Here is a 26,254-nt window from a genome sequence, read left to right on the forward strand (position 1 = left end):
TCCTCACCCCATTAATAAATTCGAATTATAACTCATCAAATGCACCCGATAAGTAGTTTATCGGGGAAGGATGGATAGCCTGCGCGGAACCGCAGGCATATGAAGTCGTGTATAGGTGCTGTATATTGAACGCTAACTGGACCTGGTTAGGTGTAACAGGAGTTATGCTATCAGGTGGATGGCTCGGCTCAAGAGCTGATGAAGGACGTGCCAAGCTGCGATAAGCCCGGGATAGGTGCATGGATCCAATGAACCCGGGATCTCCGAATGGGACCTCTCCATAGTGATCAGTAATGATCGGGAACGCTCCGAATTGAAACATCTCAGTAGGAGCTGGAAAAGAAATCAATTGAGATGCCGCTAGTAACGGCGAGTGAAACCGGCACAGTTCAAACCGAATCCCTTCGGGGAAATGTGGTGTTGTAGGGCTGTTCAAACGTCTTGCGGCAAAACCGAACTTGCCTGGAACGGCAGACCATAGAGTGTGACAGTCACTTAGGTGTAAGCTAACAGACCGGAACATGTCCCTGAGTACCGTGCGTTGGATATCGTGCGGGAATCTGGGGGTCACCAATCTCCAAAACTAAATACTCCTTGAGACCGATAGCGAAATAGTAGGGTGACCGAACGCTGAAAAGTACCCCGAGAAGGGAGGTGCAAAGTGCCTGAAACCTGATAGTGATGGAACGATACGGCATGAAAGGATCTTTGACATGAAGAAATCATCCGCGAGGATGTAGTACGAATGTCACTGCCAGTGTTGTATCTTACGTTTTGAAGAACGGGCCAGGGAGTGTATCTTGGTGGCGATGGCTAACCTTTTATCTGGGCAGCCGAAGCGAAAGCAACATGTGCGCAGCCTTCGGGCGAGGCACGACGTATACAAGTGCGTGGAGTCACCGGGGTACGACCCGAAGCCGGGTGATCTAGGCGTGGGCAGGTTGAAGCGTGGCGAAAGCTACGTGGAGGACCGCAAGCGGTATTGATCTGCAAATCATTCGTGTGACCTGCGTCTCGTAGTGAAATGCTAATCTAACCCGGCATCCGCTGGTTCCTTCCGAAACATGTCGCAGCATGACCTGACTTGAGATCGTCGGTGGAGTAGAGCACTGATTGGCGGTTCCGGGGGAGAAATCCCTCGCCCGCCTGTCAAACTCCAAACCCACCGTCATCTGAGACAGTCGGAGTCCGGACTACTGGGGTAAGCTTGTAGTCCGTAAGGGAGACAACCCAGCCCGTGGTTAAGGTCCCCAAGTGTCGACTAAGTGTTAACGCTAAAGGGCGTCCCAAGCCCAAGACAGCTGGAAGGTTAGCTTAGAAGCAGCTACCCTTCAAAGAGTGCGTAACAGCTCACCAGTCGAGGTTTGGGGCCCCGAAAATTGACGGGGCTCAAGTCGACCACCGATACCACGGAGTACCGCAAGGTAATCTCGTAGGAAGGCGTTGTGTTCGGGCTGAAGCAGGGCTGTAAAGTCCTGTGGACCGTTCACAAACGAAAATCCTGGTAATAGTAGCAGCAAAGCAGGGTGAGAATCCCTGCCGCCGAAGGGGCCAGGTTTCCTCGGCAATGATCGTCAGCCGAGGGTTAGTCGGTCCTAAGACGTACCGTAATTCGAGTACGCCAAAAGGGAAACAGGTTAATATTCCTGTACCATTTAGCACTTAGTTCTGACGTTTCCGGGCAGGCCGAGCGGCGTCGTCGCGCCGTCTAAGCAGCGAACCCCGTGGAGAGCCGTAATGGCGAGAATCGGGCGAATCTGTAATGGCTTAAGTCGGCTGCACCCAGGAACCCGTGAAAAGGACAGCTAAATGTCCGTACCGAGAACTGACACAGGTGCCCCTAGCTGAAAAGGCTAAGGCGTGTCGGAGTAATTCAGTTAAGGGAATTCGGCAAATTAGCTCCGTAACTTCGGGAGAAGGAGTGCCTGCTGTGAAGACAGCAGGTCGCAGTGACCAGGGGGCTCTAACTGTCTAATACCAACATAGGAGATTGCAAACCCGTAAGGGCTAGTACAATCTCTGAATCCTGCTCAGTGCAGGTACCTGAAACCCCGGTTCAACGGGAAGAAGGGCCTGTAAACAGCGGGGGTAACTATGACCCTCTTAAGGTAGCGTAGTACCTTGTCGCTTAATTGGCGACTTGCATGAATGGATCAATGAGAGCCCTACTGTCCCTAACTGGAGTCCGGTGAAGCTTACATTCTAGTGCACAGTCTAGAGACCTCTAGGGGGAAGTGAAGACCCCGTGGAGCTTTACTGCAGCCTGTCGTTGGGTTGTGGTTCTGGATGTACAGAGTAGGTAGGAGGCGTCGAAGCGGGTGCGCCAGCATCTGTGGAGCCACAATTGGGACACTACCCTTCTGGAACTACGACCCTAACTCTGCGAAGAGGACCCCGATAGGTGGGCAGTTTGCCTGGGGCGGGACGCCCTTGAAAAGATATCAAGGGCGCGCAATGGTTGACTCAAGCGGGTCGGAAACTCGCTGAAGAGTGCAAGAGTATAAGTCAGCCTGACGTTATTCAGCAAAGCAGTGGATGACGAGACGAAAGTCGGTTCTAGCGAACTTTTGAGCCTCCTTGGTGGGGGCCAAAAATGACAGAAAAGTTACCCCGGGGATAATTGAGTCGTTGCCGGCAAGAGTACATATCGACCCGGCAGCTTGCTACCTCGATGTCGGTTCTTTCCATCCTGGCCGTGCAGCATCGGCCAAGGGTGAGGTTGTTCGCCTATTAAAGGAGATCGTGAGCTGGGTTTAGACCGTCGTGAGACAGGTCGGTTACTATCTACTAGAGGTGCCAGAGGTCTGCGGGTAAGCTGCTTTTAGTACGAGAGGAACCAAGCAGCGGCGCCACTGGTGTACCGGTTGTCTGACAAGGCATTGCCGGGCAGCTACGCGCTAAGGAATAAGAGCTGAATGCATCTAAGCTCGAAATCTGACCTAAAAAGAGACCTCTCTAAGGATTCCGGTAGAAGACCGGTTTGATAGAAACGGGATGTAAGCACCAAGGCAACGAGGTGTTCAGTCCGCGTTCACTAACTATCCGTTCCTTTCACCTAATTCAGGTCCAGGCGAAATTCAGTATGCAGCACATCTATACATGACTTTTTCCATATCCCATTTATAGGTAGAGTTTGGCGGCCATAGCGGCAGGGCAACTCCTGTACCCATCCCGAACACAGAAGATAAGCCTGTCCACGTTCCTTACTGTACTGAAGTGTGCGAGCCTTCGGGAACTCTGGATCGCTGCCAAACTCACCCTATACTACTTTAACTCTATTCTGAAATTGTTTTTTTGAAATGTTTTTTTGAATTGATTTTTTAAATTGATTTTTTAATATTGATTTTTTAAATTGATTTTTTAAATTGATTTTTTAATATTGATTTTTTAAATTGATTTTTTAATATTGATTTTTTAAATTGATTTTTTAATATTGATTTTTTAAATTGATTTTTTAATATTGATTTTTTAAATTGATTTTTTAAATTGATTTTTTGAAATGTTTTTTTGAATTCTTCTTTCTCTTGTTACGTTGTCTGCTTGAGCGAGCGAAGCGAGTGAAACGGACTTCGTGCTCCCGACACGAAACTCGGGTGTGCGAGCCTTCGGGAACTCTGGATCGCTGCCAAACTCACCCTATACTACTTTAACTCTATTCTGAAATTGTTTTTTTGAATTGTTTTTTTGAATTGTTTTTACATGTTGTTGACATAGTTTTCCGATATTTTTTGATCCTGTTTATTCTTTTGAGCCCTTCTAAGTTTTTCATTGCTTTTTTTGTCCTGCTGCTTTTGTTACTTGATTTTTATGTTCCGTCTCTCTTTTAGTTATGCTTTTTATAAAATCAGAAATCATGCTCAACTTTTTTGAGTTACTGGTATTCTACTTCGGCACACTGGCTAAGTCTCGGCGGGCGCGCTCAGCTTAATAATTGAAGCTGAACGCTTGCTATAAGACAGGAAATACTATCTTAGCGAAGTTTAGGCTTTCACTTTTAGACTTTCATAAATTTTCAGCAGGAAACCCCTGAGTCTTTAGCTCAGGGGTAGTTGACTTTATTCCTACAAATCTCTTTAAATACTGTTCATACATATTTTTAATGGGGAAAATAATGGATTATATCGAAACCTGGAAAGAAGTTATACAAAGGCCGTCTGAATTTTACAGAAAAATGCCAACGACCGGAGGATATAATGATCCTCTTACCTTTGCAGCACTCAGTTATCTCATATACGGGCTTTTAACCGGACTTTTTAACCGCGGAATGATGAGAGGCATGTATGGGTACGGTGGTATCACCGAATTTGGTTTTTCCACTGCAATTATGACTGCGATTATGGCCCCGATTGTGGGGATCATCTCTATCTTTATCGGAGCTGCGATATTCTATGTTATTTATAGGGTGCTTGGAGGTTCCGGAACTTATGAAGGCACTGTAAGGTTCATATCTTATGCAACCGCCGTAATGGTGGTCTCCTGGGTTCCTCTTATCGGCTGGGTCTTCGGGCTTTACGGGATATATCTCTACATTGTGGGCGGTATGGTTGTACATGATGTAAGCATGGCCAAATCGGCGATAGCTGTACTCTTGCCCACTGTCGTGATCATCTTACTTGTCATAATTATGGTAGTTCTGGTAGGATCAATTGCATATGCCACGATAACTCAATTCTAATATAATTCTTAAATTTTTTATGGATTCATTGCTTCAAGCTAAATGTTTATATATTAGAAATTACTTTAATTGCATCTACACGATTAATACGTGCTCAAAAGTGCCAAGATGGCGGAGCGGCTACGCAATCGCCTGCAGAGCGATTCCATTCCGGTTCGAATCCGGATCTTGGCTTTTTCTCTTTTAATATTCTATTTAACCTAAAACTATATATTCAATAAAGTGCTTTAAGAGAATCCACTTTGTGCCAAGATGGCGGAGCGGCTACGCAATCGCCTGCAGAGCGATTCCATTCCGGTTCGAATCCGGATCTTGGCTTTTAAATTTCTTCTTTTTCTCAAACATTTCTTGTTTCTCAAAATAGTTTTTGTCTTTATTTTGAAAATTTCTTCATCTGCCCTTTTTTTGAATCCATTTTTTTCGTCTTTATTCAGACTTCTCCAATTTGAACTTCTCTAGGATTCTCTAAGAGGCTGTCTTAAAATTCAAACCATTTCTACATTTGGACTGTGGCCATTGCTGACTTTAAATTCAGACTGTAAATTTATTACATCAGGCTTACTCGCTCGATGTATGAAAGACCATTGTAGAATCAAATTTAATTTTAAGACACGCTCTAAGACTCATCCAGGACTTCTCTACAGGATCTGTTTTTATTTTTTTTTATTTACTTACTGAATTACAGTTTTAATTTGGTATTTTTATATCAAGAGAATGTTAACTCTGGGCATGGACCTTGATGAACTCATGCGGAGGCTTTTTGAACTTTATCCAGAGGGCTATACTGATGGCTCGAGAGATCCTTTTTTTGTGTTAATCTCCACTGTTATGTCCCACAGGACCCGGGACGATGTAACCTATCCTGCAGCAAAGAGGCTTTTTGAGAGATTCTCAACTCCTGAGGAAATGGTCGAGGCTGATGTTGAAGAGCTTGAAGAGCTTATAAGAGATGTGGGCTTTTACAGGGTCAAAGCTGGAAGGATAAAGGAGATTTCCAGGATTCTACTTGAAGAATACAATGGCAGGGTTTCGGATGATATGGAAACTCTCCTTAAATTGCCGGGTGTTGGCCGAAAGACTGCTAACTGCGTACTTGCTCATGCTTTCCTTAAAGATGCCCTTGCGGTCGATACACACGTTCACAGGATTTCTAACAGGCTTGGGCTGGTAGAGACAAAAGCTCCTGAGGAGACTGAGACTGAGTTAAAAAAAATTTTTCCGCAGAAGTACTGGAAACATATAAATCTCTTGCTTGTAAAATTAGGGCAGAACGTCTGCCGGCCGATTTCTCCAAGGTGTGAAGTCTGCGTCCTGAACGATATGTGTCCTAAAATTCTCCTTTAAGCGGAGGGTTTTGAAAACTCCGTGATTGTGGAATCAAAGTGTAGAGAACCTGTGAGCTGTCGAAAAACTGTTTGGGATGATCCAAGATTATTTATATCAGGCTGGCGTTTAGCAGGCAAAAGGGTTATGCTACCCCATAGTTCAATAACAAATTCGCTCTCAAGCAACTAACTATCAAACACTTCATAACACTTAATATTACTTTCATCGCATTTACGAGGTCAAACATGTTTCAGATAGGAGAAGCATTAATGGGGCAGGGTGCAGAACTTGCCCATGTTGATTTGATGATAGGAGACAAGGAGGGTCCTGTAGGACAGGCTTTTGCAAATGGCCTGACCCAGCTTTCAGCTGGACACACCCCCCTCCTTTCCGTTATCAGGCCAAATCTGCCGCCTAAACCTTCAACTCTTATTATCCCGAAGGTTACTGTAAAGAACATGGAGCAGGCATCAAAAATTTTCGGGCCTGCCCAGTCAGCAGTTGCAAAAGCAGTAGCAGACTCAGTAGAAGAAGGCGTAATCACAAAGGACCAGGCTGAAGACCTTGTCATTGTAGCTAGCGTCTTTATCCACCCTGATGCCCAGGACTATAACAAGATCTACAGGTACAATTACGGTGCCACAAAGCTTGCACTCAAGCGCGCTCTTGAAGGCTTCCCGGACATCGACACTGTGCTTGAAGAGAGCAACAAGTCCACCCATGCTATCATGGGCTTTAAAGTCACCAGGCTCTGGGATCCACCTTATCTGCAGATTGCTTTTGACAACCCGAACATCGAGTTCGTGCTTTCGGCTATTTCCCAGATTCCGAACAGCGATCACGTCATCATCGAAGCAGGGACGCCCCTTATCAAGCGCTACGGTGTGGACGTGATTTCCAAGATCAGACAGGTCAGGCCCGATGCTTTCATCGTTGCTGACCTAAAGACCCTGGATACCGGGAATCTTGAAGCAAGAATGGTTGCAGACGCTGCAGGAGATGCCATTGTGGTATCTGCTCTTGCCCCTATCAGCACTATTGACAAACTCATTGAAGAAGCCCACAAGACAGGCATCTATGCTGTCATGGACACTCTCAACCAGCACGATCCGATTTTTGTCTTGAAGCAGCTTAAGGTCATGCCTGATGTCATTGAACTCCACCGTGGAATTGACATCGAAGGTACTGAACACGCTTGGGGCAATATTGCCGATATCAAGAAGGTTGCTCCAAAGGCTCTTATTGCTGTTGCAGGCGGAGTCCGTCTCGACAAGGTGCCTGTAGCCCTTAGCCAGGGTGCTGATATCCTTGTGGTCGGACGTGCTATCACCAATGCAAAGGATATCAGGGAAATGGCTGAGCAGTTCATTAACAGCCTTAACAAACCTGAAATCGACCAGTTCAGAGTTATGACAGACTTCTGAAAGCGTGAGTTTTCACGCTTTTTTCTTTTTCGTTTTCTTTCCATTTGTCAGGAGGGGATTTTTCTTGGGTTCACCATTCATTTTACTGAACTACAAAACTTATTTGCAGGGCACAGGCTACGAAGCAGTTGAAATTGCAAAAGCCTGCAAAGCCGTATCCGAAGAATCAGGTATCGAGATTGCAGTAGCTCCTCAACTCCCGGATATTTACAGGGTAGCTTCCGAGGTTGAACTTCCGGTCTTTTCCCAGCATCTGGACGGTATAGGGGCAGGAAGTTTTACAGGTCATGTTTTCGGAAAATGTGTAAAAGAAGCAGGAGCTGTTGGGACTCTGATCAATCATTCTGAAAGGCGCCTGACCCTTGCAGAAATTGAAGCTTCCCTGAAAGCGGCAAAAGAATTTGGACTAAGGGCAGTAATATGTACTAATAATGTCCCTACAACGGCAGCAGCTGCAGCTCTTGAACCTGATTATGTAGCAATTGAACCTCCGGAGCTCATAGGCAGTGGAATTCCTGTCTCAAAAGCCGACCCCGAAGTTGTTAGCGGTTCGGTAGAAGCCGTTGCAAAGATCAAGCCAGGCGTAAAAGTGCTCTGTGGTGCCGGAATTTCAAAAGGTGAAGACCTCAGGGCAGCTCTTGATCTTGGCTCGCAGGGGGTGCTTCTTGCGTCTGGAATCGTGAAAGCTACAGACCCCAAGGCTGCACTTGAAGATCTTATTCGCCTGGTTTAAGTTTCATTTTCCTGAGTTTCAGCTGAAGTCCCGTCTTCCATACCATCTAAGTTGGTCTTTTAATTAGGAGTTACGCACTTGAAAAGTATAATCAAGCACATGAGAGCTTGCCAAGATAATTATGCTTTAGATAGTTTGGTGCCTCATGCTGCCTATTTTTTGTTCATCAGCTTCAGGACAGCAGATTTTTTGATGCTGCGAGGCTGAAATTCTTTTTTTGCTTCATTTTCTTTTTGAGTAAAGAATGATGATTAGAACCGCTGACACCATCCCTCTCAGCATGTAGATCTTATCCACAGACAATCCTGTTTCTTCAACAGGTTCGGGCTCCTGAATTTTATCTCTCTTTTCAGAGCTCTGATCTGGATTTAAGACAGCCTGCGTATCTTTTTCTGCCTGGTTTTTCGAGGTTGTCTCTTTTGTAGCAGATTCTGTTTCCTGTGATGAATTCTCCGGCGTCACAACTGCAGTTTTCCCCTGCAGGGTTACTTTTTTCTTGATATCGTCACTACTTATTTCAAAATCTCCTGGAGGAATGACTTTTGTATTGTATGAATAAATCAAGTCTTCTTCAGAGTCCGCTTTTATCTTCTGAACAGCTGTGATTTTAAGGGTTTCAGGTTGAGTTCTGGTATTTGTCTCCAGGTACTTAATTAGAGGGTCTACTGCCCTCTCATCTCCAATTTCAATTAGCAGGAGCACAGAGTTTTCCCTGATATTCTCGTTTTCATCGCTCAGACTTCTTATAAGAGGTTCTACAGCCTCTTCTTTTCTGTTAATAAGAGCATTTGAGACGCAGCTTCTTACTTCTTTATTATTATCTCCCAAAGCTCTGACAAGAATTTCAGTTGCTTTTTCATCTTTTATCTTTCCCAAAGCAGTAATAGCTGAAATTTGAATTCTGACGTTATCATCTTCAAGAGCTTTTTCCAAAGTTCCGATTGCTTTTGAGTCGTTTATTTTTCCCAAAGCTTCTAAAGTGGTACACCTGAATGTTTCATTTCCATCTGCTGCAGCACTATTGAGCACATCCACAGCTGTGGCATCACCTATATTTCCAAGAGCCCATACTGCAGCAGTTCTCACAGTTTCGTCTTCATCTTGCAGTACCAAAGTTAAAGATTTAACTGCTTTTTCATCCCCTATTGCTCCAAGGGCCAGAGCTGCATTTCTCCTTACTTCGGGTTTTTCACTGTCTAGTAGCGGTATCAGAGGTTTAACAGCCCTCTGATTTCCTATTTCTCCAAGAGCAAGAGCTGCACAACTTTTTACTGAATAACCTTCGTTCAAAGCCATTATAAGGGGTTCTACTGCCCTTTGATCTCCTATTTTTCCAAGGGAGATTGCGCAACATTCTTTTACGCTGTCGTATTTATCCATTTTCAGGGCAAACGATAAGGGTTCAACTGCCTTTTCGCTTCCGATTTCTCCAAGAGAAAAGGCGGCGCAGGCTTTAGTCTGATTCAAGTCTTTGATAAGCACTTCAGCAAGAGACTCGACAGAACTTTCATCTCCTATTTCCGCTAGTGCAAATATGGAACTGACCCTCATGTAACTCTTCTCATTCTTTAATGCGCCTAAGAGTTTCTCCTGTGCTTTTTCATCTTCAGGGTCAACTCCACACATTTCTTCATATTTTTTAGTGTTTTGTGGCTCTGTTTCCAATGCATTGATAAGGGGTTTTGCTTCTGAATTTCCTATTTTTTCAAAGGTATTTGCCACTTCTTTTCGGAAGTTCAGGTCTTTTTCTTCTATAATTTTCAGGAGAATTTGATCTGCTTTTTCGTCCCTTTCTTTTTCAGTAAATTCAGCAGAAATTTCTGTTATTTCTGTTTTATCCTTTGTTTTATCCTTTAATATTTCTTTAAGTCCTGGAATAGCTCTTTCATCTCCCATTTCAATAAGTGAAAAAACAATATATTTTCTAACGGTTTTGTTCTGATTTTCAAGAACTTTTGTCAAAGCAGGCACTGCAGGTTCTCCTATTTCTACTAGGGCCCAGGTGCAGCTCAGCCTTACGTCTTCGTCTTCTGTTGAAAGGGTTTGAATCAGGGGTTCTATTGCCCTTTCGTCTTTTATCTGTCCTAGAGCCCAGGCTGCTGTACAACGGGTATACACATCATTATCCGAAAGAGCCTCTATAAGAGGTTCCACAGCCGGTTTCCCAATTTCAACAAGAATATTCCTCGCTTGCCACTTAACATCTTTATTTTCATCTTTTAATGCCTGAACAAGCAGTTCAGTATATCTGTCTCCGGTTTCTATGAGAATATTTGCAGTAATATTCCTAACTTTTTCATCTGAATCTTTTAACTGCTGGATGAGAGCTCTTATTGTTTCTTCTTTTCCTACTTTTCCAAGAGCTTCCACAACAAAACTTCTTACCTCAGGGTCTCCATCTGAAAGGGCACTTATCAGAGCTTTTTCTGCTCTCTCATCCCCAATCTCTCCCAACTCCATGGCCGCAATACAGCGGGTATCCCGATCTTCATCATTCAATACCTGTATCAGGGCTTTTGTCGCTTTCTCTTCTCTAAGTTCTCCCAGAGCTAGAACAGCTTTTTTTCTGACTTCTCTGTCTGGGTCATTTAATGCCTCCTGTATCAGAGGTTCAGCAGCTTTTTTGCTCCCTATCCTTCCAAGGGCTTCCACAGCGTTTCTTCTGACTTCTCTGTCCCCGTCGGAAAGAGCCTTTATCAGGAGCTCTTCAGCTTTTTCTCCTCCTATTTTTCCCAGTGCTTCTGTAGCACTGGACCTTACATCACTATTATTATCTTCGAGAGTCTGGCAGAGAGCTTCAACAATTATTTCATTTTCTACAGCTCCTGAAAATAAGGTTTGTTCCCAGTCTTCTTCCTTTGAAGGAGAAGAACCTGCCTTTACAATTTCCCCGAGAGCCCAAGCTGAATTTGAGCGTACTCTTTTATCTTCATCTAAAAGTGTCTGGATGAGTTCTTTCTCTGCTCTTACACTTCTTGCATTTCCAAGGGCTAGAGCTGAACTGCTTCTAACTTCCGGGTCTTCGTCCCTTAAAAGTTGTATTAAAGTTTTTTCTGCTTCTTGTCCGCCAATATTTCCGAGAGCTCGAGCGGCCTCACACCTTATTTCCTGAGTTTCTTCTGAGTCAATAACTTTTATTAGAAGATCTACGGCTTCTTCTCCCATTTCTTCCAGAGCAAATCTGGCTTCTTTTCTGGAGTTTATATCATCGGCTCCCAATGCCCGTATCAGAGGTTCTATAGCCTGCTGCTTCTCCGATTCATTCATATTTAACACGTTTTCATTGGGGTTTTCATTGTCACTTTCGCTGAGCCCGGAAGCAACTCCAACCATTGTCAGGATGAACAGTAAAATTAACAGTAAGATTTTAGGTACTGGCAGATTCATGTGTCACACCATTTTTATGAGGGATCTCAGCTTGAGTTTGAAATTAGAAATTTAAATTTCGGCTCTCGTAGAAATTCTCTAAAAGTTTCAGATTATCATTTCTTTGGAAAATATCAGGTAATTAACGGTTTTTCTCGAGACCATTGTTTAAAAGACACTGTTTTTGTCGTAAACTAACAGTTTTATTGCTTGAGATTGAAAAACTCATTTTTCAAAAGCTTTGGAATTTGTCGGAAATAATCTTTTTAACTAGGTAACGATAAAAAGTAAAAAATATGGTAGTATTTGGGTAAGAATTGTTACTTTTCTGGCTAACGAATTTTCTTCTGACTATGAAAAGGTAAGAACTTTTTTTCGAATTTTTTTTGTTTTTTTACTTTTTTTTCAATAAAAAATACCTCTTCGTTTTTTCTGTAGACAAAAAAAAGAAGATTTCTTCAGAATTTAAATTTCAGGGCCAATCATCCTTTTTCCTTTATGTTCCAGGGTCTAGATGTCTATGCCGCGCACAATTTGATTTTTTCGGGGGTCATTACCTTTTCCGGGGATTCTGAAATGATTTTCTATATTTTTCACGGAAAAGTCAGAATATTCATCATTTTCAAACTCTGGGATCAACGTAAACAGTTCACTGTCCTTAATCGTGGTTTTCATTGTTTCACAATTACGACTTATGTATCCCATCAGTCATTTAATATTAGTTTGTAAAAAATAAAAAATAAGGCAATTTAATGTTATTTTTTTAATTTAATGTGATAAATATGAGTATTTAAGTTTGTTGAGCTCAACTAACATAAATACATTTATATGAAGAAGCGTAAAACCCCTGAGTCTTTAGCTCAGGGGATATAAGCGTCAACTTCACTCCTGATTCCGTATGTAATATTCTGCCGCCTCTTTACTAACATTTCCGATAGTAGACGCAAAATAACCATTACTCCATAACGTATTCTCACCCCAATAATACTTTTTCATATATTCTTTTTGAGTTTTCCATAACCTGTTAGTATATTCTTGTTTCAATTTTCTGACAATTGACAAAACGCTAACTTTCGGCTCACTCTTGATCAAGAAATGAATATGGTCTTTGTCAGTTTCCATTTCAAGGATTTCAAAGTTAGACTCTTTTGAAATGTCAATCATAATCTGTTTGAGTTCTTCGCTAATTGGTTCAAGTATGACTTTTTGGTATTTGCAAACAAAAATAACATGATACATTAACAAAAATTTGCTATGATTCCGTGTTTCATACTTCGTATTTACCAAAAAGTACATGTGTTGTTAAAGCATATAATGCCTTTGTATGATGCAAACGTTCAAATTTAGACTCTATCCTACAACTACACAAGCTATTCAATTGAATCAGCATATAGGTAGCTGTAGATTTGTCTATAATTGGGCACTTGACCAGAAAATTAAAACTTATGAGCAGACAGGGGAATCAATTTTCAGATTTGACTTAAACAAATTAATTCCTACTCTAAAGGCTTCTAATGAGTGGTTAGGAGAGTTAACTCTCAATCATTACAGGGATGACTAAGCAGTTGAATCCGCTTTCACTAAGATTCTTTAGAGAGAAAACCAGGGTTTCCAAAGTTCAAATCAAAAAAAGAATCCGATACAGTCTTTCCCTGTACCTCAACACTACACCTGGTAAACTTTGAAAATAAATACTATCAAGCTTCCTTAAAATAGAACCAATTAAAGCAGTTCTTCACAGAAAGTTTGAAGGAGAGCCTAAAACGGCTACGGTATCAAGACATGTAAAGGACATTACTATATCAGTATCCTTGTTGAAGATGGAAAAGAACTTCCAGTAAAGGAAACTTTCACAGAATCAACAACAGTAGGAATTGATGTAGGTATCAAAGACTTTGCTGTCCTTTCAACAGGAGAAAAGGTTGAGAATCCAAAGTACTTGAAAAACTCTCTTAAAAGGCTCAAAGTATTACAGAAAAGAGTCTCAAGGAAACAGAAAGGCTCTAAGAACAGGGCAAAAGCTAAACGAAGACTTGCTGTACTGCATGACAAAATAACAAATCAGAGAAATGACTTCCAGAACAAACTCTCTTTTAGACTTGTTAGCGAAAACCAAGCTGTAGCTCTGGAAACTCTAAATGTTAAAGGCATGGTTAAGAATCATCACTTAGCACAGGCTATAAGTGATTCTGCGTGGAGTAGTTTTGTAACAAAGTTGGAATATAAGGCTCAATGGTTTGGAAAAACCGTCCTGAGAATAGGACAATTTGAACCCTCTTCTAAGCTATGTAGTGTGTGTGGATACCACAATAAAGAGCTTCAGCTAAAAGACAGAGAATGGATTTGTCCAGACTGTAAAACCAAACACCATAGAGACATTAATGCCGCTATTAATATCAAAAAATTCGCTCTCATAGATCAGAATCTAATTGGATTATGACACCGTAGGGACTACGGGGATGAGCTTGGGGACTTGCCCTCAATAGAGGGAGGAATGAACCAAGAAGCCACTCAGTCTTTAGCTGAGTGGTAGTTCACATGCAGTCGTCAAACTCTGAAAATACTTCTTTTTTCTTGGAATTCTCTTTCTGATTCGGGATCTATTCCCTTCCTGAAACCTTGAATTTACTTTTCAAGAGCTTTTTCCGGTAAATTATGCCGGTTAAGGGATCATTATATAGCTGGAATTTTAATATGGTTGATTCTTTTATTAATTGCTGATAATAATTATTTAGGAAAATATAATAAGTATTACAAAAGTAAATATTCATGATCAAAATGGCTGGAGAATGTTCGCACGAAAACACAGGGGTAAATCAAATAGCTCTCTTTTCCGAGGTTTCAAAGTTCCATGGGCATGTGTGTCCGGGGCTGACCTACAGGGATTACGGGAAACAGGCTTTCACTTTTATATGCAGAGGCGGCGGCAAAGCCGTCAGATTTGTACTGAAATCCGAGTTTAACATTGAGAACCTTGACCCTGAGTTAAGCGAGTTTTGTCCCAGAGTAATGTCAGGCACAGCTACTGAAGCCGAAACCCTGGACTTCGGAACACAGATGAATTGTGTCTCGGAGTACATGAGAGAAATGCCGGCTGAAGAAATATTCGACATAAAACATGTGAACGTGGAAATTCCCCGAAAAGCCAGGATCTTCAATTCGGTAAAGTGCTCAAAATGCGGGGAAATGTTTGCAGAGTCCCGTGCCAGAATGGAGAATGGAGAGATATTCTGCACATCCTGTTATGAGGAATATACCAGAGGATGGTAAAATGAAGATTGGTAGGGTATTTTCGATTCTCTTATCCTTCTTTATCATTAGTTTCGTATTCGTTCCGCTTTTCCTTTCCTCAGCTGCAGCTGCAGAAAATTCCGGTGAGGAAAGTGCCAGGGTTCTCAAAGCAACCTGGGGTGCAAGTGGAGGTGACTGGGGTTTTCCTTCCCCCCTTACCTTTTATCCTAGGGGACCGGGTTATGTAATGACGAGTTTCTGTTTTGACTCGCTGGTCTGGCCTGATGAAACAGGGAACTTCACAGGGCTTCTTGCCAGTTCCTGGGAGAACTCGCCTGACGGGCTTACCTGGACTTTTTACCTGCGGGAAAATGTGACATGGCACGACGGAGAACCGTTTACGGCAGATGATGTAACCTTCACATACGATTACATTCAAGGAAAAGCAGTAATAAGCCCGATTGGAGCAGGCTGGTATAATACGGCAGTCATTGAAAGTGTGGAAGCCCCGGATGACTATACAGTCCGGATAAAGCTCAACCAGCCATATGCGCCTTTCATGCAGCAGGTAGCTGCTGTAATTCCTATCATGCCGGAACACATCTGGAAAGATGTCTCTGACCCGACAAGATACATGGAAGATAAAGCTGCCGTTGGCACAGGGCCTTTCATCCTTGAAGACTATAACAAGGATCAGCAGTCTTACAAATATTCTGCAAATGAGAACTATTTCCTTGAAAAGCCGGTTATTGATACTCTTATTTTTGTGAAATCCACTGACCCTGTAATTTCCCTTAAGGTAGGGGACGTAGACGAAGCCAGCCTTACCCTGGACCAGGTTCAGGCCCTGAACGATTTGGAGGATATGAAAGTAATCGAAGGTCCAGGATATTGGGTTTACAGGCTGAGGTTCAACATCCCTGCAAATTCCATTCTTGAAAATACCGAGATCAGAAAAGCAATTTACCATTCCCTTGACTGTGAAGAAATCCAGAATAAGGTACTTCACGGAGGAGGCATTGCAGGCAATCCGGGATATGTGCCTCCCTACTCAAGCTGGTATAACCCGAATGTAACACAGTACGCATATGACCCTGAAGCTGCCGGTAAGATCCTTGATGAGGCAGGATATGATGAAGTGGGTTCGGACGGGATAAGGCTTACCCCGGATGGAGAAAAGCTTGAGTTCCAGTTACTGTATGCCTCAGACCAGCAGAACCAGAGGATTGCAGAACTTGTCCAGAGTTATCTGAAGGACGTGGGCATTGGGGTGGTCCTTAAGCCTGGGGACACGAAAACTGTGGATGGTCTGGTAAATGCAGGCAACTTTGACCTGGCTATCTATTCCCATGGCACCTCGACAGACCCTGCGAGGATGTTGAATTCTTTCACGACATCTACGGGTTGGAATAACATCGAATTCGTATCCCTGGCAAACCAGCAGATGAGCACCCTGGATGAAGAAGAACGCAGGGAGCTTGTCGACCGGATGCAGGTTTTGATTGCGGATAGTGTGCCGACTATCCCCCTCCTCTACAAGAACGTTTACAGTGCCTGTAACCAGGAAAAGTTTGATGGCTTTTTCTACACCCCCGGAGGTATGGGTGGAGGAGTCCCCACGGAATACAACAAACTGGTTTTCATCTATGGAAAGTGGAACGGTCAGGGTACTGCTTCTGCCGGGAACAATCCTGTCAGTTCAGTGGATAGTCCTTCGATGGATGCTCCTGGTATCCTGACTGCATTGATGGCATTTGCAGCTGTTTTTATGCTGTACAGACTAAAAAGGTAATGAACAGGTGTTGTGATTGTTGGACAGAGTTCAGTGGGGCCACATATTCTCAAGAGGGTTTGAGTATGCCCTCACATTTTTTTTGATCCTTGCTGTCAATTTTTTTCTGCCTCGCTTTATGCCCGGGGGGCCTCTCTTAAGTGTGCTTGGAAGCCAGAATGCCGACTTACCGGTGGTCATCGATGAGGAGACAAAATTAAAGTTGATGGACTACTATCACTTAAACGATCCCCTGCACCTGCAGTTTGTTCACTACCTGATAGATGCAGCACATCTGGATTTTGGTTATTCGATATTCTACAATGTGCCTGTGGTCGATGTAATCTCTGGCAGGTTACCCTGGACCCTGCTCCTTATGGGGACTGCACTGCTGCTGTCAACAGTGCTGGGGATTTTGCTCGGACTTGAATCTTCCTGGAACCGGGGAAAAAGGCTGGATAACTTGTTGCTTATCGGAATACCTTTGTTCCGGTCCGTTCCGGTATTCTTCTTAGGGTCTATCCTCATCTTCCTTTTTGGGTACAGGATGGGCATGTTCCCGGTTTCTGGAGCTCTGACCCCGTATATGGATTATCAGGGCTTTTCTTCCATGGTAAAAGATGTTGCTTCCCACCTGGTACTTCCACTGGTATGCCTTTCGGCTTTTGAAATGCCTGGCACATACCTGCTCGTAAGAAATGTCTGTTCCCAGCAGCTTGAAAGTCCCTATGTCCTGATGGATATCGCAAGGGGTCTGAAGGACAGCCATGTTAAGAGGCACATACTTCTCAATTCCATCGGGCCCGTGGTGAACCAGGTAGCCGCAATGCTCGGATTTATGATAGGGGGGGCCTTATTCGTGGAGACTGTATTCTCATATCCCGGAATGGGGCTTCTTGTCTATAACGCCTTTATCGAAAGGGATTATCCTGTCCTTCAGGGGGCTTTTGTTTTTATTGCTCTCTTTGTGCTGACATGCAACTATGCAGCTGATATTGTATGTACATACATTGATGGCAGGGCCGGGCAGGAGTGAACATGCACGAAAGGACTGTCTCACAGCGGTTAAAAACTCCAAAGGGAATCGCAGGTCTTACAATTCTGGTTTTTTTCATTGTAATAGCTGCAGCAGCCCCTCTTCTGGCTCCTTACGGACCCTCTGACATCTCAAGCCAGCCTTTACTTCCTCCGGATATTGATCATCCGCTTGGTACCGATGATGTGGGAAGGGACATCTTCACGGAGCTCCTGTATGGCTCAAGGACTTCACTTACGGTCGCTTTTGTCGTATCTTTCGGGGTGCTGGTAATAGGTACCCTCGGAGGGGTATTTTCAGGCTATGTAGGGGGAACATTTGACAGAGTCCTGATGAGAGGTGTTGACATTTTCCTTATGATCCCGGACCTTCCCCTCATCCTCATCCTTGCAGCATACCTGAGGCCGAACATCTGGAATATTATTTTCATCCTGATCATTATGGGATGGCCCGTAGGGGCAAGGGTCACAAGGGCCCAGACCCGATCCCTCAGGGTATCCGGACATGTGGATTTTGCCAGGGTATCCGGGGCAGGACCCTGGTATGTGGTCAGGAAACATATTGTGCCGGACCTGTATCCCATCATGGTCACCTCCATTGTAATGCAGTCCATCCGTGCTATTCTGTCGGAGTCAGGGCTTGCTTTCCTGGGGCTTGGAGACCCTTCTTACCCTAGCTGGGGGACCATGATAAAATACGCAATAGCCTATCCTATGATATTTTTCACGGATGCGTGGATGTGGTGGCTGCTGCCTGCAGGGATGTGCATAACACTGCTTGTACTTGGATTTGTGCTTCTGGGCCAGTCTCTGGAAGGTGATTATTGATGCCTGTGCTTGATATTGAAGGACTTACAGTTGATTTTACTACCCGAATGGGGACTCACCATGTGTTGAAAAACGTAAACCTCCATATTGAAAGGGGAGAAATCGTGGGCCTGATAGGGGAGTCAGGCTGCGGGAAATCAACGCTTGCTATGAGTGTCCTTGATATAAATACCCGGAATCGGGACATGTCAGGGCAGATTCGCTTCATGGGTGAGGATCTTCAGAAACTCAACAGGGAAAGAATGCGGGAGCTCAGGGGCAGGCATATAGGATTTATACCCCAGGCTTCCATGAATGCGCTCAACCCGCTTGTCCGTGTTAAGAAACAGTTTCTGGAGACTATCAGGGCTCATGTGGACATGCCTGAAAAAGAAATGCTTGCTCTCAGCCGCAATATGCTTTCCCTTGTGTCCATAGATCCCGGAAGAATGAACGCTTTCCCCTATGAATTCAGCGGGGGACAGCGCCAGAGGCTCATGATTGCTCTTTCCATGCTTCTCTCTCCCGAGCTGATCATTGCCGATGAACCCACCACTGCTCTTGATGCAATGATACAGTTGCAAATCATAGATCTTCTGAAGAATATGGTCAGGGAAAAAGATACTTCCTTGCTTGTGATTTCCCATGACTTGCACACGATTTCCAGAATTTGTGACCGGATTTACATAATGTATGCGGGGAGAATCGTGGAAGTGGGCACGAAAGAAGAGATCCTGAGGAGGCCGCTCCATCCGTATACACAAAAATTGTTAAGTTCGAGATTGCCCCTTATGGTCGAACCTGTAAGGGTGAAAGGTATACCCGGCAGGCCTCCGTCTACCCTGAAAGTGTATCAGGGATGTGAATTTCTGGAGAGATGTGAAAAGGGTTCCGAACTTTGCAGGGAGAAAAAACCTCCTGAATGTACTGGCAGTGCCAGAGTGTCATGTCACTTATTTCACTTTGAGGGATGAAAATGAACGAAAATGAACTTGTCAGGGTTGCCAATGTCACAAAGGAGTTCAGGAGTAAAAGGTTATTCAAAGGCAGTTCATCTGTCACCGCTCTTGATGGTGTGTCTCTTTCCGTGGAAAAAAACAAGATACTTGGAATCATAGGAGAAAGCGGAAGCGGCAAGACCACCCTGGCTAAATTAATACTGGGTCTCCTGAAACCAACATCAGGAGTCATATCCTTTGCCGACATGAAAGATGGGAACGGTGGATTAAGGAAACCTGAAGTCCAGGTGATTTTCCAGGACCCCTATGATTCCCTGAGCCACATGATGACCATCGAAGATATTGTGGCTGAACCATATCTCATAAAGCACAAAAGTCCGTGTAATGCTGATAAAGTACGCAGCGTCCTTGAAGCCGTGGGTCTGACACCTGTTGACGAGTACCTTCATAAGTATCCGCGTTCCCTCAGCGGCGGGCAGCGCCAGCGTGTGGCAATTTCCAGGGCGATAATTACCAGCCCTGACCTGATAATAGCCGACGAGCCTATTTCCATGCTTGATGCTTCCATAGGTGTCGATATCCTTAACCTGATCCTTGAAATGAACGAAAAATTAGGAATTACATTCATTTTCATCACCCATGACATCGCTGCCGCTGCTTATATATGCAATAATATTGCCGTGATGAATTCTGGGAAGATAGTTGAATACGGTTCTCGAAAGCAGGTAATAGTCGAATGTCAGAACCTCTATACCAGTTCATTGCTCTCGGCGGCAGGAGCAGATTTCATATTCTCCGAAAATAAAAAACGTAAGGCTGAGCTGGCAATCAAACAGATCTGTTGATGGAATAAAATCGGGATAACAGAATTCGGGGATAAAAAAGTGCCGGAATAACATACTATAGGAATAAAAAAGTGCCGGAATAACATACTATAGGAATAAAAAAGTGCCGGAATAACATACTATAGGAATAAAAAAGTGCCGGAATAACAGACTATAGGAATAAAAAGGAATTCCGGAATAACAGACTATAGGAATAAAAAGGAATGCGGCTTTTTCAGCCGTTTTTTCTATATTTTTTCGGAACTTCCGGATTCACTGATAAGCTAGAATAAGGGGTTCAACTGCTCTCGGATCCCCGATTTCAATAAGAATTAGGGCGGTTTCATCCTTGACTTTCCGGTCTTCCGTTTTCAGGTTTTCTATAAGAGGATCAACTGCCGGTTCTCCCATATCTATAAGGGCTTCTCTGGCGCTAACTCCAAAGTCTTTATCTCCCAGTTTTTCTACAACAAATCCTGCAGCTTCCTGGTTTTCGGTTTTGCCAAGAGCAAGGAAGGCTCCGTTTCTGACGCCCATATTCATACTCTGGTTGTCAAATACCGCCCTAAGGGTACTTACAGCTTCGGGGCTTCCTATATTTCCAAGAGCTGAGGCTGCTGCAACCCTGACTTCAAGGGCTTCCTCATCATCTTTCAGCACGCCGATTAATGCTTCCGTAGCTTCCTCGCCTCCTATTGCTCCAAGGGCAAGGACGACGCTTTTTCGGACATCTGCAAGCGTATTAATGTTATCTTTTCTTCTGCCTTCGGTTTCTTTTCCGCTTTCCAGCACATCTATCAGGGGTATCACCGCAGATTTGTCTCCCATTCTACCAAGTGTGAGGGCTGCATTGCTCCTTACCGTAGCTCTCGTGTCTCTCAGCCTTTCGATAAGATAGGGTACGGCTTCTCCTGCTCTTATTTTCCCAAGAGCGACTGCAGAGCTGCTCCTGATGTAATCTTTCCCGTTATTTTTCATTTCTGTCATCAGGGTAGCTGCCGCCCTCTCGTCTCCGATTTCCCCCAGTGCTATAACTGCACTGTATTTTGCCAGAGGGTAATCTCGAAGCAGGATCACCAGTAAGGGATCTATTGCAGCTTTTTCTTTTTTTTCTCCAAGAGCCATTGCGGCTGCAACTCTCACGTATCCATTTTCACTTTTAAGGGCTTGGAGAAGTGTTTCGGTTTCATTTCCATTTTCTCCAGATCCGAACTTTGAAATTGCAAAGGAAGTATAGAGAGTTGAATTCTGTTCTTCGGCATTGAGGGCTTCTTCAAGAACATCTGTTTCATTGTCATATTCCATATTAAGGGACTTTGCAAGAGACTGTCTCATGGCTTTATCTTTTGCTTCTATAGCTTGTAAAACATCTTCTGAAACTTCTCTCTGTCCGTTGACGGTATTTTCGGCTGCATCCTCACTTGAAGCCTCTTTTTTTTTAAGGTTGCTTGAATTTTCAAGGTTGCTTGAAAGAACATTTTCCGCTCTTTTATCTCCGGTTTCAAGAAGTGCGAGAAGCATGTAACTATTTATTTCCCCCGAACTCGAATTTCCTTCCTCAATCTTTTCAAGAAGAGCATCTGCTGCAGACCCTCCGAGTTCCCCAAGTTCGGCTGCAGCATTTAATCCTGTTTCACGGTCGCCAGTTTCCAGCCTATTCATGAGATTTATGATCTGATTTTCGCTTGAAACTCCAGCTACTGTTGTGGTGTTTGTTTTATATCCACTGTTTTCCGTAAACTTATCACCGCTTAAAAGGAGTGAAAAAAATATAGCAAGAGTGATAAGTGCAAATAAAAGAGAAATTTTCCATTTGACCTGGGACATTATGTTTGGTATTATTTTTTTATTGTTTATATCGGTTTCTCTGCTTGTAAGGCATAACTCAAGCGAAAGGTTCTTTCATATCGTAAATTTCAGGTTTTTCCCCCTTATCCGACACCCAAGTCCGCATAGAAGGGCTGTTACCCCAGTTTCGACAGAATCTGCATTAAAGTCTCCAAAAATAGTTATCCTGTAGGTCACTCCGAGCCTTTCTGTCTCTTTTCCCTCTTTTTCAACTTCTTTCCCCTCGGTCCCATTGTAAATGTCACTGATTTGACAGGCTACAAGATGTTTGTTTGTGCTTACAGCTCCCAGGATAACTTCAGGATCGGCGCCTTCGGGGATAAGGACTGAAATATCCCTGATCGCATGCTTCAGGTTTTCTTTTCTCCACTCTCTCAATTCGGATTCTGAAAGGAGGCGAAGGTTTTCAAGCTTAAGTTTTATGAATTTGTTCTTTATATGAGGAGCGGTGCCTTTTGAGGCAAGTTTTGTAAGAATTACCTCATTGGGACCAACCTTTTCCAGTGTACCGATGTGGACCTTTCCGGAATAAAAGTGAGAAAAGCCGCAGATTTTTCCGACAGAGTTCAGGATAGTCTCATATTCGGCTATTCTGGAGTTAATCAGCTTATCCGACCTTCGCAGGGCATGGGTTGTATCATCATATTTTCGGGCAGCAGCTTTCATTTTCCTTACAAAACCCTCCTCATCATGAGCCTTCACAAGTCTGGAAAGTTCCTCACATTCCTTTATAAATGCTTCATGCACTTTCGGTACACCCGGGTTTTCCATTTGGATCAGGGCATAGAGGTAGGGGTTCTGGCCAAGGATCCTGCCTACAAAGTCAAGCATTATGCTGTAAACCGGACTTACGAATTTCCTGGATTTCTTTATATCGAAATCAAGCCTGTCAATGGTCGTCCCTATGGCGATATAAGCAAAATGAGTAAGCCCCTGTACTACGGAGACCAGCCAGTCGTGTTCGGCTGCAGTCGTGATTTCAACATGTGCGCCGCTTTCCTCAAAAAGCTGCCTGATTACCGGAAACCATTTTTCTGAGCGCTCCTTTATCGGAACAAGGATTACGGTTTGCCCCCGGATGGTGGGAATTGTGGGGCCGAACATAGGGTGCGTTCCAAGAATCTCAACCCCGGCAGGTGCAAATCTCTGCATGGCTTCAACAGGTTTTACCTTGGTGGAGGTAAAATCCATAAGGAGGCTGCCTGCTTTCATCTTCGGGGCAACTTCTTCAATAGTTTTTTCGGTGGCGTTGATTGGAACGGATACTATTACTATATCATTTTCAGGGATAGTTGCCTCAAGGTCCGAAGCAAAAGGTACATCCAGTTTTCTGGCAACTTCCACCTTGCCTCCTTTTCCCCAGACCGTAACCTCATAGCCCCTTTCTTTAAAAAAATGAGTGAACCACTGCCCCATCTCTCCGGTTCCGCCAAGGATCAGAACCTTTGTTTTTCCGGAACTCTGTTTCTCAGGGTTCGTGTTCAAGCCTGCAGAACCTCCAGTACAGTTTTTTTCATGAGTTCCACTGGAGGTTCAACTCCGGTCCAGAGTTTGAAAGCTTCGGCTCCTTGATAGACGAGCATTAAAACTCCGCTAACGGTTTTTGCTCCTGCAACCTTTGCTTCCTTTAAAAGCCTGGTCTCAAGCGGGTTATAGACGATGTCAAAAACAGTAAGGTTGCTGTGAAGTTCTTCTGCTGTTGCAATAGTTGCATCTGTGTTTGGGTGCATCCCGAGAGTTGTGGTATTGATCAGGACATCTGCATCCCGCAACAGTTCTTTTAGCCCTGAAAGCCCTGTCCCGCTTATTTTTCCTGGAAGAACTGCAGACGACACATCTTTTGCAAGTTCTACTGCTCTTTCTTCTGTCCGGTTTATTACGGTGATTTCTGCGCCGTCGGCTGCAAGCTGGAAAGAAACCGCCCTTGCTGCTCCTCCTGCTCCCACAACCACCACTCTGGACCCCTCCATTTCCACTGCAGAGTTCAGAAGGGCCTGTCTTGCCCCCAGCCCGTCAGTGTTGTACCCCCGGATTTCTCCTGTTTTTCCGAAGACCACAGTATTTACTGCTCCAATTCTCTCTGCAAGGGGATCAGGCTTGATGAAGTCCAGTTTCAGAGCCTCTTCTTTTAATGGGACTGTCAGGTTAAGCCCTCCAAATCCCATAGTTTCGGCTCCCATGATCGCTTTTCCCAGGTTTTCCGGCCTGACCCTGAAAGCGTGATAGACGCAGTTCATGCCAAGGGCTGAAAACGCTGCATTATGCATGGCAGGGGAAAGGGAATGACCTATAGGGTCTCCAAATACACCAAAAACTCGCTTCATTTTAGCATTTCCATTATCTTCTTTACTTCGTCTACCGGAAGTTGGCCCGGAGCTGCGGATGCATCACCTTCTACTGAACCGTATGTCAGGACTGAGCCGTAAAGAGGGGCAACTACCCTTGTGTGTTTTCCTGGTTTGCCCATTGCAATGGTGCATACTGATTTTTCTTCTTTCCTGAAGTCCAGTGTAACTCTCAGCAGATTAAGTACATCTTCCATTAATTGAGGCATCACTGCAAGTTTGGCAATATCCGCCCCGGCAAGAAACATCTCTTCAAGAATTGCTTTCATTTCCCGGGGAGAAGGAGTTTTTGAAAAGTCGTGGGAAGAAACTATTACGGTTTTTCTGTGATCTTTAGCTGCTTTTATAACCTTATCTCTTTCTTCCAGGCTGGCAGAAAGTTCGATATCAACAGCATCCAGCCCTTCTTTAAGGGAAAATGGGTATTTCAGAAGCCCTATCAGAAGCTCTGTTCTGTCTTCCTCTGCTCCCTCCCATTTTCCTCCTTCTGCCCTGGAACGGTTGGTAGCGATTACAGGAAGTCCGGTTTTGGACTTTATTTCCCGGATTATTTCTGCGGCTCTCTCCAGATTCCTTATTCCCAGCAAATCCAGCCGGATTTCAAGGATATCAGCTCCCTTTTCGGCTGCCTTTTTTGAAGTTTCAAGTGGCTTTTCAAGAATTACTGCGACAACTGCAGCTTTTTTTTCAAGGTCAAATGAGCCTATTCGCGTCATTGCTTGCTCCGGGAGTTAAGGAATCTGGTTATTATTCAGTTTTCTCTGGTTCACTTCTCTATAATCGTTTCTTCAATTTTTTTGCCGAAATGCCTGGCTCCTTCCTCGAGGCGAACCAGGACCTCATCTCCTTTCTTGAGTTTTGCAACTGAGATGGGGCTTCCATCTTTTCCTACCAGTTTGATGGTTTCGGCATTTTGCAGGATTGCAGTTAAAGTTCTGTCTCTGGCTTTTGCTTCTATTAGCATGAGGGGGCGGCTTTCTATCTTGACTCTGCCAACTATGCCTTCCCGCTGTTTCCCTTTTGAGTCTACAATAGTTACGGCATCCCCGGTCCGGAGTTCCGAAAGATAGCGAGTTTTATCTCCTATTTTGATGTAAGAGTGAACCGCACCTGCATTTACCCTGAAGGGACGGGCTGCCACGTAAGGGCTTTCATCGGACTCCGAGTTTATCAGGAACATCCCGCTTGCCTGCGAACCTATGAGCATACCTTCTCCGCGCTGCATGAGATTGCATGTATCCACGCAGACCCGGTCTCCCATTCCAAGGGGTTCTACCCTGGTTATAACCGCAGCCTCAAGTTCGGCACTTTCACTTTCCAATTCTCTTGCAGCCTTGATCGTATCTTTTATTTCCTGGGGATTCCCGCTGTCAAGAAGGACCCCATCAGCTCCTGTCTCAAGAGTCTGGAAGGCGAGTTTTGCTTCCTCTGCACTTTTTACTCCGAAAATGATCTTTACTTTCTGGCGCTGGAGGTTAGCTATCAGGTTTTCAAGTGGGATGACTTTCCAGTCAGTGCCGGTAACAAGCAGATAATCGCAGATTTTTCCCATTTCGGCTGCGAAGTGTTCATAATGTTTATCCTTTATGATTATGTATCCACCTACGGTTACGCCTTTATCCATGAGCAAAGTTGCTGCGTTAACGTCTAAAGAACCAGGTATTTCAAGGGGCAGGGGTTTTGTCCCGTCACCTTCTCCTCTCTTTCCCACGACCACGATGTCAGCTCCGGATTTGTTGTCGCGGGCAAAGGCTGCTACTGTAATGTTTCCCAGTTCCCGGACTTTTTCCACCTCTCCCGGGTTTACCAGTATGCAGTCGGCTCCGGATTCCAGGCCTGTTGTTATCCTCTCTTTCTGTTCTTCCCATCCACCTTCATCGGCTTTTATCCAGACGCTTTTCTTTTTCAAA

Annotated in this window: 18 protein-coding genes, 2 tRNA genes, 2 rRNA genes and 1 pseudogene; 15 read left to right on the forward strand and 8 right to left on the reverse strand. The window is 44.2% G+C overall.

Annotated elements, in window-relative coordinates; translation table 11 throughout:
- Positions 1 to 153 precede the first annotated feature (153 nt).
- The 8 genes from MSWH1_RS00170 to tpiA all read left to right on the forward strand — a co-directional run bounded on the left by MSWH1_RS00170 (position 154) and on the right by tpiA (position 8,158).
- Positions 154 to 3,058 (forward strand): 23S ribosomal RNA (locus tag MSWH1_RS00170).
- A gap of 74 nt (positions 3,059 to 3,132) precedes the next feature.
- Positions 3,133 to 3,254 (forward strand): 5S ribosomal RNA (gene rrf, locus MSWH1_RS00175).
- A gap of 857 nt (positions 3,255 to 4,111) precedes the next feature.
- Positions 4,112 to 4,675: a YIP1 family protein gene (locus tag MSWH1_RS00180; protein ID WP_048125017.1), complete on the forward strand. Its 564-nt coding sequence runs from the start codon at positions 4,112 to 4,114 to the stop codon at positions 4,673 to 4,675.
- Between the two features lie 102 nt (positions 4,676 to 4,777).
- Positions 4,778 to 4,849: transfer RNA gene (locus MSWH1_RS00185), tRNA-Cys, on the forward strand.
- A 72-nt stretch (positions 4,850 to 4,921) separates the two neighbouring features.
- Positions 4,922 to 4,993 (forward strand) — tRNA-Cys (locus MSWH1_RS00190).
- Positions 4,994 to 5,404: 411 nt separating this feature from the next.
- Positions 5,405 to 6,019, forward strand: a complete 615-nt coding sequence (nth, locus tag MSWH1_RS00195; RefSeq protein WP_048130126.1) for an endonuclease III — start codon at positions 5,405 to 5,407, stop codon at positions 6,017 to 6,019.
- Positions 6,020 to 6,246: 227 nt separating this feature from the next.
- Entirely contained in the window at positions 6,247 to 7,425 is a 1,179-nt protein-coding gene (locus MSWH1_RS00200) for a bifunctional 5,6,7,8-tetrahydromethanopterin hydro-lyase/3-hexulose-6-phosphate synthase (protein WP_048125018.1), read from the forward strand.
- A gap of 64 nt (positions 7,426 to 7,489) precedes the next feature.
- Entirely contained in the window at positions 7,490 to 8,158 is a 669-nt protein-coding gene (tpiA, locus tag MSWH1_RS00205; protein WP_048125020.1) for a triose-phosphate isomerase, read from the forward strand.
- A gap of 222 nt (positions 8,159 to 8,380) precedes the next feature.
- Here tpiA and MSWH1_RS17275 read toward each other — a convergent pair whose 3' ends face one another.
- The 3 genes from MSWH1_RS17275 to tnpA form a co-directional block, all read right to left on the reverse strand.
- Positions 8,381 to 11,545: a HEAT repeat domain-containing protein gene (locus MSWH1_RS17275; protein WP_052723109.1), complete on the reverse strand. Its 3,165-nt coding sequence runs from the start codon at positions 11,543 to 11,545 to the stop codon at positions 8,381 to 8,383.
- 489 nt (positions 11,546 to 12,034) lie between these two features.
- Positions 12,035 to 12,199: a hypothetical protein gene (locus MSWH1_RS18655; protein ID WP_156148036.1), complete on the reverse strand. Its 165-nt coding sequence runs from the start codon at positions 12,197 to 12,199 to the stop codon at positions 12,035 to 12,037.
- A 207-nt stretch (positions 12,200 to 12,406) separates the two neighbouring features.
- Positions 12,407 to 12,820: an IS200/IS605 family transposase gene (tnpA, locus tag MSWH1_RS00215; RefSeq protein ID WP_048125022.1), complete on the reverse strand. Its 414-nt coding sequence runs from the start codon at positions 12,818 to 12,820 to the stop codon at positions 12,407 to 12,409.
- A gap of 28 nt (positions 12,821 to 12,848) precedes the next feature.
- On the opposite strand from tnpA, the pseudogene tnpB reads away from it, so the two are divergent.
- The 7 genes and pseudogenes from tnpB to MSWH1_RS00250 all read left to right on the forward strand — a co-directional run bounded on the left by tnpB (position 12,849) and on the right by MSWH1_RS00250 (position 20,172).
- Positions 12,849 to 13,964, forward strand: a pseudogene (gene tnpB / locus MSWH1_RS00220) (IS200/IS605 family element RNA-guided endonuclease TnpB).
- Between the two features lie 329 nt (positions 13,965 to 14,293).
- Positions 14,294 to 14,794, forward strand: coding sequence for an FmdE family protein (locus MSWH1_RS00225; RefSeq protein ID WP_048125023.1), 501 nt, complete (start codon positions 14,294 to 14,296; stop codon positions 14,792 to 14,794).
- Between the two features lies 1 nt (position 14,795).
- Positions 14,796 to 16,547: an ABC transporter substrate-binding protein gene (locus MSWH1_RS00230; protein WP_231591848.1), complete on the forward strand. Its 1,752-nt coding sequence runs from the start codon at positions 14,796 to 14,798 to the stop codon at positions 16,545 to 16,547.
- Positions 16,548 to 16,566: 19 nt separating this feature from the next.
- Positions 16,567 to 17,562 carry an ABC transporter permease gene (locus MSWH1_RS00235; RefSeq protein ID WP_231585522.1) on the forward strand — a complete coding sequence of 332 codons (996 nt, stop codon included), beginning with the start codon at positions 16,567 to 16,569 and terminating at the stop codon, positions 17,560 to 17,562.
- A gap of 2 nt (positions 17,563 to 17,564) precedes the next feature.
- Positions 17,565 to 18,389, forward strand: coding sequence for an ABC transporter permease (locus MSWH1_RS00240; protein ID WP_048125029.1), 825 nt, complete (start codon positions 17,565 to 17,567; stop codon positions 18,387 to 18,389).
- Positions 18,389 to 19,342 carry an ABC transporter ATP-binding protein gene (locus tag MSWH1_RS00245; protein ID WP_048125031.1) on the forward strand — a complete coding sequence of 318 codons (954 nt, stop codon included), beginning with the start codon at positions 18,389 to 18,391 and terminating at the stop codon, positions 19,340 to 19,342. The genes MSWH1_RS00240 and MSWH1_RS00245 overlap by 1 nt, the downstream gene beginning before the upstream one ends.
- Before the next feature lie 2 nt (positions 19,343 to 19,344).
- Positions 19,345 to 20,172 (forward strand): ABC transporter ATP-binding protein, encoded by an 828-nt coding sequence (locus tag MSWH1_RS00250; protein WP_048125033.1) that lies wholly within the window; start codon positions 19,345 to 19,347, stop codon positions 20,170 to 20,172.
- A gap of 252 nt (positions 20,173 to 20,424) precedes the next feature.
- Here the strand turns inward: MSWH1_RS00250 and MSWH1_RS00255 are convergent, their stop codons facing one another.
- The 5 genes from MSWH1_RS00255 to MSWH1_RS00275 all read right to left on the reverse strand — a co-directional run bounded on the left by MSWH1_RS00255 (position 20,425) and on the right by MSWH1_RS00275 (position 26,253).
- Entirely contained in the window at positions 20,425 to 21,978 is a 1,554-nt protein-coding gene (locus tag MSWH1_RS00255) for a HEAT repeat domain-containing protein (protein WP_048125035.1), read from the reverse strand.
- 75 nt (positions 21,979 to 22,053) lie between these two features.
- Entirely contained in the window at positions 22,054 to 23,484 is a 1,431-nt protein-coding gene (locus MSWH1_RS00260; protein WP_048125038.1) for a prephenate dehydrogenase, read from the reverse strand.
- Entirely contained in the window at positions 23,481 to 24,323 is an 843-nt protein-coding gene (locus tag MSWH1_RS00265) for a shikimate dehydrogenase (RefSeq protein WP_048125040.1), read from the reverse strand. Before MSWH1_RS00265 ends, MSWH1_RS00260 begins: the two co-directional genes overlap by 4 nt.
- On the reverse strand, positions 24,320 to 25,060 hold the full coding sequence (aroD, locus tag MSWH1_RS00270; protein ID WP_048125042.1) for a type I 3-dehydroquinate dehydratase: 741 nt from the start codon (positions 25,058 to 25,060) through the stop codon (positions 24,320 to 24,322). The genes MSWH1_RS00265 and aroD overlap by 4 nt, the downstream gene beginning before the upstream one ends.
- A gap of 50 nt (positions 25,061 to 25,110) precedes the next feature.
- The gene (locus MSWH1_RS00275; protein ID WP_048125044.1) at positions 25,111 to 26,253 is read right to left on the reverse strand and encodes a 3-dehydroquinate synthase II; all 1,143 of its coding nucleotides are present in this window, start codon (positions 26,251 to 26,253) and stop codon (positions 25,111 to 25,113) included.
- Between the last annotated feature and the right edge of the window lies 1 nt (position 26,254).

The sequence above is a fragment of the Methanosarcina sp. WH1 genome (assembly GCF_000970005.1).
Lineage (GTDB): Archaea > Halobacteriota > Methanosarcinia > Methanosarcinales > Methanosarcinaceae > Methanosarcina.